Annotated in this window: 15 protein-coding genes and 1 pseudogene; 11 read left to right on the forward strand and 5 right to left on the reverse strand. The window is 70.3% G+C overall.

The features are described 5' to 3' along the window. The 5 genes and pseudogenes from RCH12_RS12460 to RCH12_RS12480 all read left to right on the forward strand — a co-directional run bounded on the left by RCH12_RS12460 (nt 1) and on the right by RCH12_RS12480 (nt 6,158). Complete coding sequence (locus tag RCH12_RS12460) at nt 1-1,191, forward strand: HpcH/HpaI aldolase/citrate lyase family protein (protein WP_327017048.1); 1,191 nt, start codon at nt 1-3, stop codon at nt 1,189-1,191. Then, nucleotides 1,188-3,776, forward strand: coding sequence for a phosphoribosyltransferase domain-containing protein (locus RCH12_RS12465; protein ID WP_327017049.1), 2,589 nt, complete (start codon nt 1,188-1,190; stop codon nt 3,774-3,776). Before RCH12_RS12460 ends, RCH12_RS12465 begins: the two co-directional genes overlap by 4 nt. Next, nucleotides 3,773-4,588 (forward strand): HAD family hydrolase, encoded by an 816-nt coding sequence (locus RCH12_RS12470; RefSeq protein WP_327017050.1) that lies wholly within the window; start codon nt 3,773-3,775, stop codon nt 4,586-4,588. The genes RCH12_RS12465 and RCH12_RS12470 overlap by 4 nt, the downstream gene beginning before the upstream one ends. Nucleotides 4,589-4,681: 93 nt before the next feature. Then, a complete protein-coding gene (locus tag RCH12_RS12475) occupies nt 4,682-5,107 on the forward strand; it encodes a YciI family protein (RefSeq protein ID WP_327017051.1) in 426 nt (141 codons plus the stop codon). 26 nt (nt 5,108-5,133) lie between these two features. Further along, nucleotides 5,134-6,158 (forward strand): annotated as a pseudogene (locus tag RCH12_RS12480) (RNA polymerase sigma factor). On the opposite strand, the gene RCH12_RS12485 reads toward RCH12_RS12480, so the two are convergent. Then, on the reverse strand, nt 6,155-6,565 hold the full coding sequence (locus RCH12_RS12485; protein ID WP_327017052.1) for an arsenate-mycothiol transferase ArsC: 411 nt from the start codon (nt 6,563-6,565) through the stop codon (nt 6,155-6,157). The pseudogene RCH12_RS12480 and the gene RCH12_RS12485 sit on opposite strands and share 4 nt — an antisense overlap. 77 nt (nt 6,566-6,642) lie before the next feature. Between RCH12_RS12485 and RCH12_RS12490 the strand changes: the two genes are divergently transcribed. After that, nucleotides 6,643-7,635, forward strand: coding sequence for an epimerase (locus RCH12_RS12490; RefSeq protein WP_103431380.1), 993 nt, complete (start codon nt 6,643-6,645; stop codon nt 7,633-7,635). 243 nt (nt 7,636-7,878) lie between these two features. Here RCH12_RS12490 and RCH12_RS12495 read toward each other — a convergent pair whose 3' ends face one another. Both RCH12_RS12495 and RCH12_RS12500 read right to left on the reverse strand, forming a co-directional pair. After that, nucleotides 7,879-9,279: an MFS transporter gene (locus RCH12_RS12495; protein ID WP_327017053.1), complete on the reverse strand. Its 1,401-nt coding sequence runs from the start codon at nt 9,277-9,279 to the stop codon at nt 7,879-7,881. Continuing rightward, entirely contained in the window at nt 9,272-9,715 is a 444-nt protein-coding gene (locus RCH12_RS12500; protein WP_327017054.1) for a MarR family winged helix-turn-helix transcriptional regulator, read from the reverse strand. The genes RCH12_RS12495 and RCH12_RS12500 overlap by 8 nt, the downstream gene beginning before the upstream one ends. 166 nt (nt 9,716-9,881) lie before the next feature. On the opposite strand from RCH12_RS12500, the gene RCH12_RS12505 reads away from it, so the two are divergent. From RCH12_RS12505 to RCH12_RS12525, 5 genes are read left to right on the forward strand one after another with little or no spacing between them, the layout of a single operon-like run. Continuing rightward, nucleotides 9,882-10,286 (forward strand): TOBE domain-containing protein, encoded by a 405-nt coding sequence (locus RCH12_RS12505; RefSeq protein WP_327017055.1) that lies wholly within the window; start codon nt 9,882-9,884, stop codon nt 10,284-10,286. Next, nucleotides 10,286-11,086 (forward strand): molybdate ABC transporter substrate-binding protein, encoded by an 801-nt coding sequence (gene modA / locus RCH12_RS12510; RefSeq protein ID WP_327017056.1) that lies wholly within the window; start codon nt 10,286-10,288, stop codon nt 11,084-11,086. The genes RCH12_RS12505 and modA overlap by 1 nt, the downstream gene beginning before the upstream one ends. A 4-nt stretch (nt 11,087-11,090) precedes the next feature. Next, nucleotides 11,091-11,909, forward strand: coding sequence for an ABC transporter permease (locus RCH12_RS12515; RefSeq protein WP_327017057.1), 819 nt, complete (start codon nt 11,091-11,093; stop codon nt 11,907-11,909). Beyond that, nucleotides 11,906-12,994: a sulfate/molybdate ABC transporter ATP-binding protein gene (locus tag RCH12_RS12520; protein WP_327017058.1), complete on the forward strand. Its 1,089-nt coding sequence runs from the start codon at nt 11,906-11,908 to the stop codon at nt 12,992-12,994. The genes RCH12_RS12515 and RCH12_RS12520 overlap by 4 nt, the downstream gene beginning before the upstream one ends. Continuing rightward, the gene (locus RCH12_RS12525) at nt 12,991-13,491 is read left to right on the forward strand and encodes a MepB family protein (protein ID WP_327017059.1); all 501 of its coding nucleotides are present in this window, start codon (nt 12,991-12,993) and stop codon (nt 13,489-13,491) included. The genes RCH12_RS12520 and RCH12_RS12525 overlap by 4 nt, the downstream gene beginning before the upstream one ends. 59 nt (nt 13,492-13,550) lie before the next feature. Here the strand turns inward: RCH12_RS12525 and RCH12_RS12530 are convergent, their stop codons facing one another. Both RCH12_RS12530 and RCH12_RS12535 read right to left on the reverse strand, forming a co-directional pair. After that, on the reverse strand, nt 13,551-14,666 hold the full coding sequence (locus tag RCH12_RS12530; protein ID WP_327017080.1) for an EAL domain-containing protein: 1,116 nt from the start codon (nt 14,664-14,666) through the stop codon (nt 13,551-13,553). Then, entirely contained in the window at nt 14,663-14,839 is a 177-nt protein-coding gene (locus RCH12_RS12535) for a DUF1059 domain-containing protein (RefSeq protein WP_103431372.1), read from the reverse strand. The genes RCH12_RS12530 and RCH12_RS12535 overlap by 4 nt, the downstream gene beginning before the upstream one ends. Between the last annotated feature and the right edge of the window lie 13 nt (nt 14,840-14,852).

Here is a 14,852-nt window from a genome sequence, read left to right on the forward strand (position 1 = left end):
ATGCGCCACTTCGCCTTCCTCGATGACTCCCAGACCGACCAGCTCTTCCACCGGCGGCCCCGGGAAATCTCGGTCGACTCGCCCGCCCCGCTGCTCGCCGCGTTCCTCGGCGCCACGCTCTACTGCCCCGGCGACCGTCCCGCCATCGCCGACGACGTCATCAAACAGGCCTCGCGCGGCTGCGTCAGCATGGTGCTCTGCCTCGAGGACTCGATCGCCGACAGCGCGGTGGCTGCCGCGGAGATCAACGTCGCCGACGCGATCAGAGCCCTGCACCGCACCGCGACGGACAAGCCTGACACCGCCCTCCCCCTGCTCTTCGTGCGGGTGCGCACCCCGGAACAGATGTTGCGGGTGGCCGAGTCCTGCGGTGCGGGCCTGGCGCTGCTGAGCGGATTCGTGGTCCCCAAGTTCGAGAACGAAACCGGCTATGCCGAAGGGTTCTTCGTCGCGCTCCGCGAGATCCAGCGGCAGAGCGGTGCCGACGGCTCGCGGGGCGGCCAACGGCTGCGGCTGATGCCCATTCTCGAGTCTCCGAACATGATCCACAGCGAGACGCGTACCTCGGCCCTCGCGTCGATCCGCACGATTCTGCACGACAACCGCGACGACGTGCTGGCCGCGCGCATCGGCGCGACCGACCTGTCCAGCGCCTTCGGGCTGCGCCGCTCGCGCGACGTCACGGTGTACGACGTCAAGGTGGTTGCCTCGATGATCTCCGACATCGTGAACGTGCTGGGCCGGTCAGACGACAGTTTTGTGATCACCGGCACGGTGTGGGAGCACTACGAGACCGAGCGCATCCTCCGTCCGCAGCTGCGTATGACCCCGTTCGTCGAAGCCAACGAGAGAGAACTCCGCCACCGGCTGATGCTGGGCGGCCTGGACGGGCTGATCCGCGAGATCTCCCTCGACCAGGCCAACGGGCTCCTCGGTAAAACCGTGATCCACCCCACCCACGTGTCGGTCGTGCACGCCCTGTCTGTCGTGAGCCACGAGGAGTTCCTGGACGCCGCGGTCATTCTCGACAACGTGGGCGGCGGAGCCAGCGCGTCCCCGTACGGCAACAAGATGAACGAGGCCAAGCCGCACTCCGCGTGGGCGCACAAGACGATGCTGCGCGCCGACGCCTTCGGGGTGGCGTCGGAGTCCACCACCTTCGTCGACCTCCTCGAAGCGAGCATGCGGTGACGGTGGCAACGGCCCTCGACATCCACGTGGCCACCGACCACACCCGGAGCATCCTCGGCGTCGACGAACTCGTCGGTATCGCCCTCCGCCACAACCCCAAGCGCGCCCACCTGCTCGTCTCCACGGTGCTCGCCAAACATGTCCCGACGGTGCCCGGCATCGCCCTGGCGGCCGGGGAACTACTCGGCTTGCTCGTCTCCGCGGTCGTCAGCGGCGGCGTCAGCGGCGGCGGCCCTCCGGCAGCGAACGCGTTGGGCGACCGATTCGCCGTTCTGGTGGCCCGGCTGGCCGAGAAGCCCGAATCGACGGGCGCGGAATCCCTGGCCCAGGCCCACCGCGATCTGACGGACCTCCGCCGCGACATCCGCGCCGCGACGGCGCCGCAACCGGACGTCGTGACGTTCGGCTACGCCGAGACGGCCACCGGCCTCGGCCAGCTCGTCGCGGACGCCCTCGGCGCCTACTACCTGCACTCGACCCGGCACGCGCCGGCCGGGGCGACCCCGTTCGCCGGCTTCGCCGAGGAACACTCCCACGCCACCGACCATGCCCTGCTGCCGACAGACCCGCACTGGCTGCGCGCGGGCGGCACGACGATTCTGGTCGACGACGAACTGAGCACCGGCACCACGGTGATCAACACGATCACGGCGCTGCATGCCCTCATCCCGCAATCGCACTGGGTGATCGCCTCGCTGATCGACCTGCGGTCCCCCGCCGACCTCGGCCGTTTCGACGAGCTGGCGACCACGCTGGGCACCCGCATCTCCGTGGTCTGCCTGTCCGCCGGCTCGATCGGGCTCCCCGCCGACGTGCTTCCCCGGGCCGGCCGGATGATCGAGTCGATGCCCGTCAGCACCCCGGCACCCGCCGCCGCCGGCGAGGTGCACCTGCTCGACTGCACCGACCTCGCCCCGCTGCGAAGCGCCCGATTCGGCACCACGGCACCCGCGGACGCCTCCGTCGCCGCGGCGATCGCCGATCGTGTGGCCGCCCTGCTCCCCGCCGGCGAGACGACCGCGCACAACCGCGGGGTCCTGGTCCTGGGCTCGGAAGAGTTCATCGCCCTGCCGATGCTGACCGCGGACGAGCTCGGACGCGCCGCCGCGCCGCAGTTCGTCAGGTTCTCCACCAGCACCCGATCGCCGATCGCCGCCCTCGATGCGGCCGACTACCCGATCAGAAGCGCCATCAGTTTCCGAAGCCACGACACCACCTCCGACGGCGACGGCGTGCGATTCGCCTACAACCTCACCGCCGGCCAGCACCGGTTCGGCACCGTGGTGTTCATGCCGGAACCCGGCACCGACCCCGCCCGGCTGACCGGCGCCGACGGCGTGATCGACGCCCTCCGTCGCGTGAGCGACCGCATCGTGGTCGTGCTCCTGACCGCGTCAGCCCCCACCGATGGGATACCCACCTCCGTGACCACCAGCCCTCTCCCGCCGGCGGCCGTGCTGCCGCATCCGCTCAGCGGCCCCGCCTTCGGCTCATACGCCGCCGAGGACGTGAGCTGGCTGCTGCAGGACCTGCAGGGCGTTGCCCTCGAGGCGCCGGCCGAGGAACGCGAGCACGCCATCCAGACCGGGGCGGCGAACTACGCCGAATCGCTGCCCATCGAGTACCTGCCGTCGCCGGAATACGAGGCGCTCTACCGCGAGGCGCTTCAGCGTTCCGGCCGCCGGCTCGCTGTAGCCGTCGGTGTCGTCACCGACCTGGCCCTCGCCGCCCGCGGTGACCGGCCGGTGTTCGTCTCCCTCGCCCGGGCCGGCACCCCGATCGGCATCCTGATGCGGCGCTGGGCCCAGCACGCGCGCGGGATCGACGTGCCGCACTACACGATGAGCATCGTGCGCGGCGTGGGGCTGGACCAGACCGCCCTGCGCTACCTCGCCGCCCACCACGATCCGGAGCAGATCATCTTCGTCGACGGCTGGACCGGCAAGGGTGCCATCGCGCGGGAGCTGTCCGCGGCGATCGCCCTGTTCGGCCGGACCGACGGTGTGTTCTTCAGGGACGACCTGGCGGTGCTGGCCGACCCGGGGCACTGCGTCACCATCCACGGCACCCGCGAGGATTACCTGATCCCGTCGGCCTGCTTGAACTCCACGGTGTCGGGGCTCGTGTCCCGCACCGTCTTCAACCGGGACCTGATCGGCGAGGACGAGTTCCACGGCGCCAAGTTCTACGCCGAGCTGAGCCCCAACGACGTGTCGGGCGACTTTCTCGACACCGTCTGCGGCTACTTCGCCGACGTCGCCGCCGACGTCGCCGCCGGAGTCGCGGCGGCGAGCGCCGAGGACCGCACCCCGTCGTGGGTCGGCTGGAAGGCCGTCGAGAAGATCAGCACCGAGTACGGCATCAACGATGTGAACCTGGTCAAGCCGGGAGTCGGCGAGACCACCCGGGTCCTGCTGCGGCGGGTGCCCTGGAAGGTGTTGGTGCGGGCGGATGCCGTGGCGGATGTCGCGCACGTGCTGCTGCTGGCCGAGCAGCGCGGCGTGCCGATCGAGGTCGTTCCCGACCTGCCGTACAGCTGTGTCGGGCTCATCCGGCCCGGTCGCGGGATCGCGGGTGCGCAGTGACCGGCCTGCCCCTGGTCGCCTGTGACCTCGACCGCACCCTCATCTACTCCTCGCGCGCCTTCTGGCTCGAGACGACCGACGCCCAGGCTCCCCCGATCGTCGTGTCCGAGGTCTATCAGGGCGTGCCGATCTCGTTCATGACGCGCGCCGCCGAACGGCTTCTGCTCGACCTCGCCGCAACCGCAACGTTCGTGCCGGTCACCACCCGAACCGTCGCCCAGTACAGCAGGGTGCAGCTGCCGGGGTCGGTGCCGCGCTTCGCCATCACCACCAACGGCGGCACGATCCTGGTCGACGGTGAGGTCGATCCCGCCTGGTCGCACACCCTGCAGGCCCGGTTGGGTGCGGAGGCGGCTCCGTTGGCCGAGGTCAGAGCCCTGCTCGAGGACCCGGCCGCCGGGGAGTGGATTGTGCGGGTGCACACCGCGGAGGACCTGTTCACCTACGCGATCATCGGCCGTGAGGCGATGCCCGCGGACTGGATCGCCGGGCTGCACGTGCGGTGCCTGGCGCTCGGCTGGACCGTCTCCGTGCAGGGGCGCAAGCTCTACTGTGTGCCGGAGGCCGTGAACAAGAGCGCCGCCGTCGCCGAGGTGCACCGTCGGCTCGGCGCCCCCACGGTGCTGGCGGCCGGCGACTCGCTCCTCGACCAGCGGATGCTGGAGGAGGCGCACTTCGCCTTCCGGCCGGCGCACGGCGAGCTCCATGACGCGGCCTTCACCCGGCACAACCTGGCCGTGACAGCCCGGCGGGGCATCCTGGCCGGGGAGGAACTGCTGCACTCCATCACCCGGCAGGTGCTGTCGAGCTGAATTTCTTTCCCGTCCTGTCGATCCAGGCCCGCCCCGTTCGACGCATCATGTAGAGGGACGCACTCGGCGCCCTCCACGAGTGAGGAGAACCCGATGAAGTACATGCTGATCATGCGAGCAACCGAAGCGGCCCGTCAGGACTACGACACGGCGGACATCAATCAGATCATCGAGAAGATGGGTGCATACAACGAGGCCCTGGTCACGGCCGGCGTAATGCTCGCCGGCGACGGTCTGGCCGACTCGATGGCCGACAATTTTGTGGTCGACTTCGCCGCAGACCCACCCATCGTGACCGACGGCCCCTACGGCGAAACCCACGAGCTGTTCAGCGGCTTCTGGATGATCCAGGTCGCGTCGAAGGAGGAGGCCATCGAGTGGGCGAGCCGGTGCCCGCTCGGACCGGGGTCGAAGCTCGAGGTACGCCGGGTCACCGAGATGAGCGATTTCGGTGAGGCGGCCGACAACCCGATCCTTGCGCAGCAGGAGCTCTGGCGCGCCGAGAGCGGCCAGGTCTAGCGGGCTTCGGCCGGCAGGCTGGGGTCATGGCCGATCCGCGGCGCACCGTGGACGCGGTCTGGCGCATCGAGGGCGCCAGGATCGTCGCCACGCTCGCGAAGATGACCAACGATGTGGTGCTGGCCGAGGATCTCGCCCAGGAAGCGGTGGTCGACGCGCTCAGGCGGTGCTCGCCCGCGAGGCTCAGGTCGCGCTGACGCTACGGCTGATCGGCGGCCTCACCTCCGAGGAGATCGCCCGGCTGTTCCTGGTGCCGGTGGCCACCATCCAGCAGCGCATCGTGCGGGCCAAGAGGACCCTCGCCGCGGCGGGGGTGCCCTTCGAGGTGCCCGACCCGAGCGAGTGGCGATCCAGGCTCGGCGGCGTGCTCGGGGTGGTCTACCTGATCTTCACCGAGGGTTACGCGGCCACGTCCGGCGACCATTGGCTGCGCACCGACCTCGCGAACGAGGCACTGCGGCTTGCTCGGGTCCTCGCCGGGCTCACCCCGCGGGAGCCCGAGGCACACGCACTCGTGGCTCTGATGGAGCTGCAGGCCTCCAGGTTCGGCGCCAGGGTGCGCGCCGACGGCACCCCCATCCTGCTGGCCGATCAGGACCGCCGCCGCTGGGACCACGGCCAGATCGCCCGTGGGCAGGCCGCCCTTGCCCGCGCCGACGCGCTGGGCCGCGGCCGGGGCAGCTACGCCCTGCAGGCCGCGATCGCCCAATGTCACGCGAGGGCCCCCAGCGTGGCGGACACCGACTGGGACCGGATCGTGTTGCTCTACGAGGCACTCGGCCGGATCGCGCCGAACCCGGTGGTTGAGCTCAACCGGGCGGTGGCGGTGGCCATGGCGACGGGTCCCGCATCCGCACTGCGCATCGTCGACGACCTCGCCGACGAGGGCGCCCTGCGTGGTTCGGCCCTGCTGCCGAGTGTGCGCGGTGAGCTGCTGGCCCGGCTCGGCCGCGCCCAGGAGGCCCACGCCGAGTTCGTCACGGCCGCCGCTCTCACCGCGAACACGCGGGAACGTGACGTCCTACTCGCCAAGGCCGCCGCGCAGCGCTAAAGGCGGGCGCGGAGCTCGTCGACGCGGGCGCGGATGTCGTCGCGGACCAGTCGCATGCGCTCCATGCCCTCGATGCCGCGCTCAGAGGGCTCGTCCGTGATCCAGGTCTCGAACCGCGTTCCGGCCACCTCATCGACCTGAGCCTCAGTGCCGAGGATCACGACGACGTCGGCAGCGGCCACCATGGCCGCGGTGAGGGCCTTCGGCCGCTCGTCTCTTACGCCGATTCCCAGCTCGGCCAGTGACTGAACGGACTGAGCGTTCAGGGCCGCCGCGGGCTTGGTTCCCGCCGAGAACACCTCGACGCCGTCCCCCGCCGCCGCCCTCATCAGTGCGGCCGCCATCTGCGACTTCCCGCCGTTCTTCTGGCAGACGAATAGAACGGATGGGATACGGGTCTCGGTCATGCCGCAATCGTACTCACCGAGGCTTGCGCACCGGTCGGTCGCGACCGGCCCGCACCCGTACCTCGTAGGCTGAACCCGTGGGGGACACCAGAGAACGCGCAGTGGTAGCCGGGGCATCCGGGTTCATCGGCCAGAGACTCGTTCGCGAGCTCCGCGACCAGGGCTATGAGGTCGCCCGCATCGGCCGCACCGGGCCCGACGCGCGCTGGGACGACGACACCGCCGTGCGGGAGCTGATCGACGGTTCCGCCCTGGTCATCAACCTGGCCGGCAAGAGTGTCGACTGCCGGTACACCGACCGCAACCGCACCGAGATCCTTCGCTCCAGGGTCAACACCACCCGGCAGCTCCGCGAGGCCATCCAGACGAGCGCGCGGCCGCCGCGGGTGTGGTTGAACGCGAGCACCGCCACCATCTACAGGTACGCGATGGACCGCCCGATGACCGAGACCCACGGCGAGATCGGCTCCGGCTTCTCGGCGGACATCGCCCGCAACTGGGAGGACGAGTTCTTCGCCGGCGACCTGCCCGGCACCCGCCGGGTGGCGCTGCGGATGGCCATCGTGCTCGGTGACGGTCCCGCCACCGCGATTCTCGCGCGCCTGGCCCGCCTCGGGCTGGGCGGGCCGCAGGTCGACGGGCGGTGGTTCCCGCACCGGCGCTACCGCGGCATCGGCACTCAGCCGAGCGGGGACGGCACGGCGCCGACCCATCACTCTCGCGGGCGGCAGCGCTTCAGCTGGATCCACATCGACGATGTCGTGGCATCCGTTCGGTTCATCGTCGCCAACGACGAACTCGCCGGGCCGGTCAACCTGGCCGCGCCGCACCCCAGCGACAACCGCACGCTCATGGCGACGCTACGCCGCCGGGTGGGCGCCAGGCTCGGCCTGCCGGCGTTCCGTTGGATGCTGGAACCGGCCATGTGGCTGCTGCGCACCGAACCCGAGCTGGTGCTCAAGAGCCGCTGGGTGGAACCGGAACGCCTGGTCGCCGCCGGATACCGGTTTGCCTGGCCTGACCTAGAGCCGGCCATCTACGACGTGGTCGCTCGATCGGCACGACCGTGACCGCGGTGGCGGTCCGCCTGGCACGGATGATCGCCCAGGCGGCGCTCAAGACGGCCCTGGTGATCGTCGATGCGCTGAGCACCGGCCCCGGCTCCGCGACGTCGTCGGTGGCACACCTGCCCGTCCTGCTTCCGCGCCGGAGCGGGGACGAACCGCCCGCCGCCCAGCCCCGCAGGAAGCGGCGATTTCGGCGCCGGCGCCGGCGCTCCAACTAGGCATCGACCCCGTCCGTCGCTCCGGCCATCACGACCGCGGCCGCCGACCCGAGCGAACCTGCGCCGCCAGGGCATGAACGAGCAGAGCGACACACACGGCCAGGCAGAGCAGGGCGCCGATCTCGAACGTCGTGGTGATGCCGGCGTTGGTGGGGTGGAGGTCCGTGCCGGTATTGGCCGCGATGACCGCAGCCGAGACGGCGGTGCCGAACGAGCTTCCAACGGTGCGCAGCACCTGGTTGAAGCTCACCGAGCTGCCCAATTCCTCGGTGGCCACGCTGCGAGCGATCAGGGCCGGCATAGCGGCATAACTCGAACCCATTCCCAGGCCGAAGACCAGCATGCCGAGGAGGATCTGCCAGAGTTCGGAGTGGGCAACCCACAACAGCGTTCCGGCGACCGCCATCAAGGCGGCACCGGCGGGCAACAGCGCCGACAGGCGCATGCGCCGCGCGAGGCGTCGCACCACGCGGTTGGCGACGAAGCTGCCCACCGACAGCGGGAACATCACAAAACCCGCCCACACCACCGGCATGGCGAGGCCGTAGCCGGTGGATGCAGGGGCCTGGGCCACCAGACTGGCCATGGACAGGCCGATGTACAGTGCCGCGCCCAGCCCGATTGCGGTGGCGTTGGCCAGCAGCACCTCGCCGTTCGTGAAGACACGGAGGTTGATCAGCGGGTGTCGGGTGCGCAGTTCCGCCCGGATCCAGGTCGCGAGCAGAACCACGGAGAGCAGCAGGGTGCCGATGGTCCACGGCGATCCCCACCCCCAGCTCGGGCCCTCGCTGATTCCCAGGAGCAGGGTGCCGAGGCCGAGGCCGAGCAGGGTCGTGCCGACGGAGTCGAATGGCACGCGCAGGGCGCGTTCGTCCGGCCCGGCCGGGATGACGCGGATCACCACGACGATGGCGGAGAGCACGAACAGGGCGGCAAACCAGAAGGCGAACCTGAAGTCGAAGCTGCCGGCGATCAGCCCGGTGAGGGGGTAGCCGATACCGATGCCGGTCGCCACCGTCACCGACAGGCTCGAGATGGAACCCCGCACCTTGTCTGCCGCGACGTAGCGTCGGGCCAGTGCGATGGTCACCGGAACGATCCCATAGGTGAGTCCCTGGAGGGCGCGCCCGATCAGGAACACCGTGAAGTTCGGAGCCAGGGCGGCCGTGACTGAGCCGATCAGAATGATGGCCAGCGCCCCCAACAGCAGTTTCTTCTTGTGCGGCCCGTCGCTGAGCCGGCCCATCACGGGCGTCGCAATCGCCCCGGCGAGCAGGTTGATCGTGAGCATCCACTGCGCGGTGCTGACGGGCACGTTCATCTCCATCGAGATGGACGGCACGAGCAGCATGCCCAGCGAACTGACGATCGCGGTCGACAGAGCGGCGTAAATCAGGGCGGGGACCAGGCGCGAGCGCGGCTCAGTCATTGGCGCGGCCTTCCGCTCCGATCCTGCGCAAGATCGGGATCGCCGCTTCGAGTGTTCGCCGCTCGTCGTCCGTCAGCAGTTCCCTGATCGCCCGGTCCAGGGTGCCATAGCCGGCAGACGATTCCTCGGCCAGCTTGCGGATGCCGGCCTCCGTGAGAACGATCCAGGCCTTGCGCCGGTCAACGGTGTCGGGAATCCGCGCCACCAGTGCCAGACGTTCCATTTCGCGCACCGCGAGGGAGATGCCTTGCGGGCTCACCTGGATGGCTACGGCCAGTTCGGAGGTGGTGGCCCGGCCGTGCTCCGTCAGGTGACGCAGGATGCCGATCTTGCCCGGGGAGATCGTTCGCTCGGCATTCACGATTCGCAGGAGCGGATACAGCACCGTGAGGAAGGAGCGGGTCAACGACAGGTTGGGCGGTATTTCATTGGGCATCATCCAATTGTACAACCAACTTGTTCAAGCTACTTGATTAAATTCCGGAGACTGTCGCCCGCGGCACCGGGGAGGTGGGCGCGGGTGGATACGAGCATGAGATCGAGACGGAATTGCGGTTGGGTTGGACCATCCACTCCGTGAAAACGGTAATAGAGTGGCTCTCATGCCTCAGGTGCGAATCAAAGATGCCGCCGCGTTCCTCAGCGTCAGCGATGACACGGTTCGCCGGTGGATCGACAATGGCGTGGTGCCCAGCTCGAAGGACTCCTCCTCCCGCACGGTTGTCGACGGCCTGGCGCTCGCCCAGCTCGCGCGCAAGAACGCCGTGCTCCCTGACGACCCGTCGGAGGGCGGCCGGTCCGCGCGAAACCGGTTCGTGGGCCTGGTGACCGAGATCATCATGGACAAGGTCATGGCGCAGGTCGAGATTCAATGCGGCCCACATCGCGTAGTGTCGCTGATGAGCAGCGAGGCCGTGCGCGAACTCGGCCTGGAACTGGGCTCCGTCGCCATCGCGGTGGTGAAGGCCACCACAGTGCTGGTCGAAACCCCGAGCGGGAAGCCCTGATGACGAGGCGCTCCCCCGGTTTCCGCTCGCGCCTCGTCGCGGCGGGGTGTGCCGCACTGACCCTCACCGGATGCGCCGCCGCCACGCCGGCCGCAACCGCGCCCCCGGCTCCGGCCGGCGCTCTCGAGGGCGACATCACGGTCTTCGCTGCGGCGTCGCTCACGGCCACGTTCACCGGGCTGGCCGAGACCTTCGAGGCCGAGAATCCGGGCACCACGGTCTCGGTGAACTTCGCCGGGTCATCCGACCTCGTCACCCAGATCATCGAGGGTGCGCCGGCCGATGTGTTCGCCTCCGCCGACACCACGAACATGACCACGCTCACGGATGCAGCCCTGACCGCGGCCGACCCGGTCGACTTCGCCACCAACGTGCTGGAGATCGCGGTGCCGCCGGGCAACCCCGCCGGCATCGCCGACCTCGCCGACCTGGCCGGGGCGGGCGTGAAGCTCGTCGTCTGCGCCCCAGAGGTGCCCTGCGGTTCCGCGACCGTCGCAGTGGCAGCGGCCGCGGGCGTCACGCTCACCCCGGTGAGCGAAGAGTCCTCGGTCACCGGGGTGCTCGGCAAGGTCACCTCGGGTGAGGCGGATGCCGGTCTGGTCTACGCCACCGATGTGAGGGCGGCGGGCGAGACCGTGGAGGGCATCGAGTTCGAGGAGTCCGCCGAGGCCGTGAACACCTACCCGATCGTGGCGCTGACCGGCTCGGCATCCGCCGACGTCGCCCAGGCCTTCGTCGACTACGTCACCAGCCGCGGCGGCGAAGACGTGCTCACCGCCGCTGGCTTCGGGGCGCCGTAACCGCATGAGATCCCTGTCGGGTTCGTACTCCGGGGTTCCCCGCTGGGTCATCGGCATCGCCGCCGTCGGCGCGGCCTTCGTGCTGCTGCCGTTGGCGGCAATGGTGCTGCGGGTGAACTGGGCCGAGTTCGTGCCCCTGGTCACCTCCGAGTCCTCGATCGCCGCGCTGCTCCTTAGCCTGCGTACCTCGCTGGCCGCCACACTGCTGTGCGTGGTCGTCGGCGTGCCGATGGCGCTGGTGCTGGCCCGCACCGACTTCTGGGGCCAGAAGGTGCTCCGCTCGCTGGTGCTGCTCCCCCTCGTGCTGCCCCCGGTCGTGGGCGGCATCGCCCTGCTCTACACCTTCGGCCGGCGCGGGCTGCTCGGGCAGACCTTCGGACTCCTGGGCATCGAGATCGCCTTCTCCACCACCGCCGTCGTGATCGCCCAGACCTTCGTCGCCCTGCCGTTCCTGGTGCTGAGCCTGGAGGGAGCCCTGCGCACGGTGGGCAGCCGGTACGAAGCCGTCGGCGCCACCCTCGGCGCCAACCCCACCACGGTGCTGCGCCGGATCACCCTGCCCCTGGTGCTGCCGGCGGTGCTGTCGGGCGCCGTGCTGTCGTTCGCCAGGGCACTGGGCGAGTTCGGCGCCACCCTCACCTTCGCCGGCAGCCTGCAGGGCACCACCCGCACCCTGCCGCTGGAGATCTACCTGCAGCGGGAGACCGACCCGGACACCGCCGTGGCACTGTCACTGGTGCTGGTGGTCGTGGCCGTCGTCATCGTCAGCCTCGCCCATCGCACCGGCGAGCCCTCCCGCCGGCGGGCACGGGCGCTCTCGTGACCTTCTCCCTCGACCTGCACGTCGCCGACCGCGACGTCAGCCTGCACCTGGACGTGGCGGCCGGCGAGACCGTCGCGATCCTCGGACCCAACGGCGCCGGCAAGTCCACCCTGCTGGGCACCATCGCCGGGCTGGTCACCCCCGACTCCGGGCGTTGCGAGCTGAACGGCACCGTCTTGTTCGACCTGCCGGGCGCCGGGCGCGGCCCCCGCACCTGGCGGGCCCCCCACCAGCGCGGCGTCTCCCTGCTCGCCCAGGAGGCGCTGCTGTTCCCGCATCTGAGCGTGCTCGACAACGTCGCCTTCGGCCCCCGCAGCGCGGGAGCGACCTCGGGCCGGGCCCGCCAGATCGCGACCCACTGGCTCCGCGAAGTGGATGCCGAACAGCTGGCCGCCCGGCGCCCGGCCGAGCTCTCCGGCGGGCAGGCTCAGCGGATCGCGGTGGCGCGGGCCCTCGCATCCGACCCCGGCCTGTTGCTGCTCGACGAACCGTTGGCCGCCCTGGACATCTCGGTGGCGCCGGCGGTGCGGCGGATGCTGCGCCGCGTGCTGGCCGGCCGCAGCGCGCTGATCGTGACCCACGATGTGCTCGACGCCTACACCTTGGCCGACCGCGTGGTGATCGTGGAGGGCGGCCGGATCGTCGACCAGGGCACCCCGGCCGAGGTCTTCGACCGGCCGCGCAGCGCCTTCGCGGCCGGTCTGGCGGGCCTGAACCTGCTCACCGGCGTGCGCCGGGGCACCACCCTGATCACGGCGGATGCCGCGGCCACAGTCGCGAACATCCCCGAGCCGGGCGTGGCCGACGGGGCACCGCTGTCTGTGGCGGTGCGTCCGGCTGCCGTGTCGGTGTCGATCGATCCGCCGGCCGATTCGCAGCTGAGCAGCGTGCGGGCCGAGCTGATCGACCTCGAGCCCCGGGGCGACTTTGTTCGGGCACGGAGCGCCGTGCTGGCCGCGGACGTCAGCCCGAAGGAGGCCGCGCAGCTCGATGCCGCCGTGGGCTCCCCGGTCTGGTTCTCGTTTGCGGCGGCCGCCGCCACGCTGTACCCCACCGTGCCCTCCGACCGGACCACGTCGTCGTGATCCATCCGGACGTGGCAGGGGCCGTGGCCCTGTGCGGGTCGTTGTGCGGTCATTCGGAGACTGCGGCCGCCGAGATCGACATCGACATCGACAACGCGGACTACGGCGCCGCCGTCGCCCGGATCGGAACTCGACGCCTGCGGTTCCGGGTGGGCCGGGTGACGCCCCGCAAGGTCGGCCTGTTCGTCGCCGTCTGGCAGCGCTCGTCCACCGGTTCGACCGAACCGTTCCCGGTCGACGACGTCGACCACCTGGTCATCCTCACCCGGGAGGGGCTGCACTCCGGTCAGTTCGTGTTCCCGCGCTCCGCGCTGCAGCGTCACGGCATTGTGTCGGTGGCGGGTCAGGGCGGCAAACGCGGCTTCAGGGTCTATCCACCGTGGTCGCGCACCAGCAACGCCCAGGCCATCCGCACCCAGGCGTGGCAGGGCGCGTTCTTCCTCGACACCAGCGACGGCGTCGACCTCGAGTGGCTGCGTGAACTTCTCGACCCCTGAGCCCGCACGCACCGGCACGGGGCAGGCGCGCTGGTGTCCTGGCGATGCGACTGACCGGCCTACCGAACCGCGGCGGTGATGAGGCGTTCCAGGCGCACGATGCCGGCGTAGCGGCCGGCGTTGTCGGTGACGATCAGGGGATCGTACCGATGCGTGCTGTCGCGGGTGATCGCGCGCAGCAGGGCATCCCGAACCGGGGTGTCCAGGTTCGCCCGCACGGCGTCGGTCGTGACGCCGAGGTGGGCGCTCTCGCTGTCGAGAACCGAAACCGGGCGCCCGTGGTGGTCGATGAGCACCACGGTGCGTACCTCCGCGTGCTCGGTGAAGATCCGGGAGGCGTCCGCGACCGATTCCACGGCGGGAGCGACGTCGAGCAGGTCCCGCACGATGGGCACCGGCTGCGGTGGCGCGCTCGGCTGCACGTGCCGGGATAGCTCGGGCCACGCGGGACCGGGCCGGGCGAGGTAGTAGCCCTGCGCGAGCGGCACCCCGAGGGCGGTGATGGTGTCGTACTCCGCCGCGGTTTCGATGCCCTCGGCCAACACCCAGGAGTCGATGCGGTTGGCGAAGGTGCCGATCATCTCGACCAGCGCGCGTTTCGCCTCGTCGGTGTCGATGCCCTGGATGAGTTCCCGGTCGAGCTTGATCAGCGCGGGCTTGAGCGCGAGCAGGCGGCTGAGGCCGGCATAGCCCGAGCCGAGGTCGTCGACGGCGATCAGGCCGCCGGCGCCCCGGATGGCGTCGAGTTCGGGTTCGAGGTCGGCGGCGGAGTCGATGGCGGACTGTTCGGTGAGCTCCACGAACACCCCGGTGAGGTCGGCCTGCTCGCGCCAGACCTGCCGGATGGCCTCGTGGCCGAGCACATGCGGCGACACGTTCACGGTGATGAAGCAGTTGGTCGGCACCGACCCGCGTTCGACAAGGATGACCCGCAGGCAGCGGGCCTCGATCTCCGCGGACCGGTCAGCCGCGCGGGCCTGAGCGAACAGGTCTTCCACGCCGACGCCGGCGGGCATCTCAAAACGGGCGAGCCCCTCGAACCCCACCACGATTCCGCGGGCGGTGTCCACGATCGGCTGGAAGGCCGCCGTCACACCCGTGCCGGCGCTGACCGCATCCAGCAGGGCGGTCCACTGCGCAGCCGAGAGCGGTGCGGTGGAGAGCGGCGTTGTCAGGAGACGACCACAATCCGGTCCGTGACGCTCTGGGCCAGCTCGGGGCTCACCGTGTCGATGCCGTGGGCAGCGCTGGCATGCTGGGCGACGAGAACGAGAATCTCGTCATCGGTGGAACTGACCCAGCTCGCCGTGCAGCCGGGCACCACGTCTCCGCACGCAAATGACTTCATGACACTCTCCCCC

This window comes from Cryobacterium sp. MP_3.1 (genome assembly GCF_035984795.1).
Taxonomy (GTDB): Bacteria; Actinomycetota; Actinomycetes; order Actinomycetales; family Microbacteriaceae; genus Cryobacterium; species Cryobacterium zongtaii.

Excerpts from the sequence above, each read along its gene's own strand:
- RCH12_RS12460 (WP_327017048.1), top strand. The coding sequence starts at position 1 with ATGCGCCACTTCGCCTTCCTCGATGACTCCCAGACCGACCAGCTCTTC.
- RCH12_RS12475 (WP_327017051.1), top strand. The coding sequence starts at position 4,682 with ATGAAGTACATGCTGATCATGCGAGCAACCGAAGCGGCCCGTCAGGAC.
- RCH12_RS12485 (WP_327017052.1), bottom strand. The coding sequence starts at position 6,565 with ATGACCGAGACCCGTATCCCATCCGTTCTATTCGTCTGCCAGAAGAAC.
- RCH12_RS12495 (WP_327017053.1), bottom strand. The coding sequence starts at position 9,279 with ATGACTGAGCCGCGCTCGCGCCTGGTCCCCGCCCTGATTTACGCCGCT.
- RCH12_RS12500 (WP_327017054.1), bottom strand. The coding sequence starts at position 9,715 with ATGCCCAATGAAATACCGCCCAACCTGTCGTTGACCCGCTCCTTCCTC.
- RCH12_RS12505 (WP_327017055.1), top strand. The coding sequence starts at position 9,882 with ATGCCTCAGGTGCGAATCAAAGATGCCGCCGCGTTCCTCAGCGTCAGC.
- modA (WP_327017056.1), top strand. The coding sequence starts at position 10,286 with ATGACGAGGCGCTCCCCCGGTTTCCGCTCGCGCCTCGTCGCGGCGGGG.
- RCH12_RS12515 (WP_327017057.1), top strand. The coding sequence starts at position 11,091 with ATGAGATCCCTGTCGGGTTCGTACTCCGGGGTTCCCCGCTGGGTCATC.
- RCH12_RS12535 (WP_103431372.1), bottom strand. The coding sequence starts at position 14,839 with ATGAAGTCATTTGCGTGCGGAGACGTGGTGCCCGGCTGCACGGCGAGC.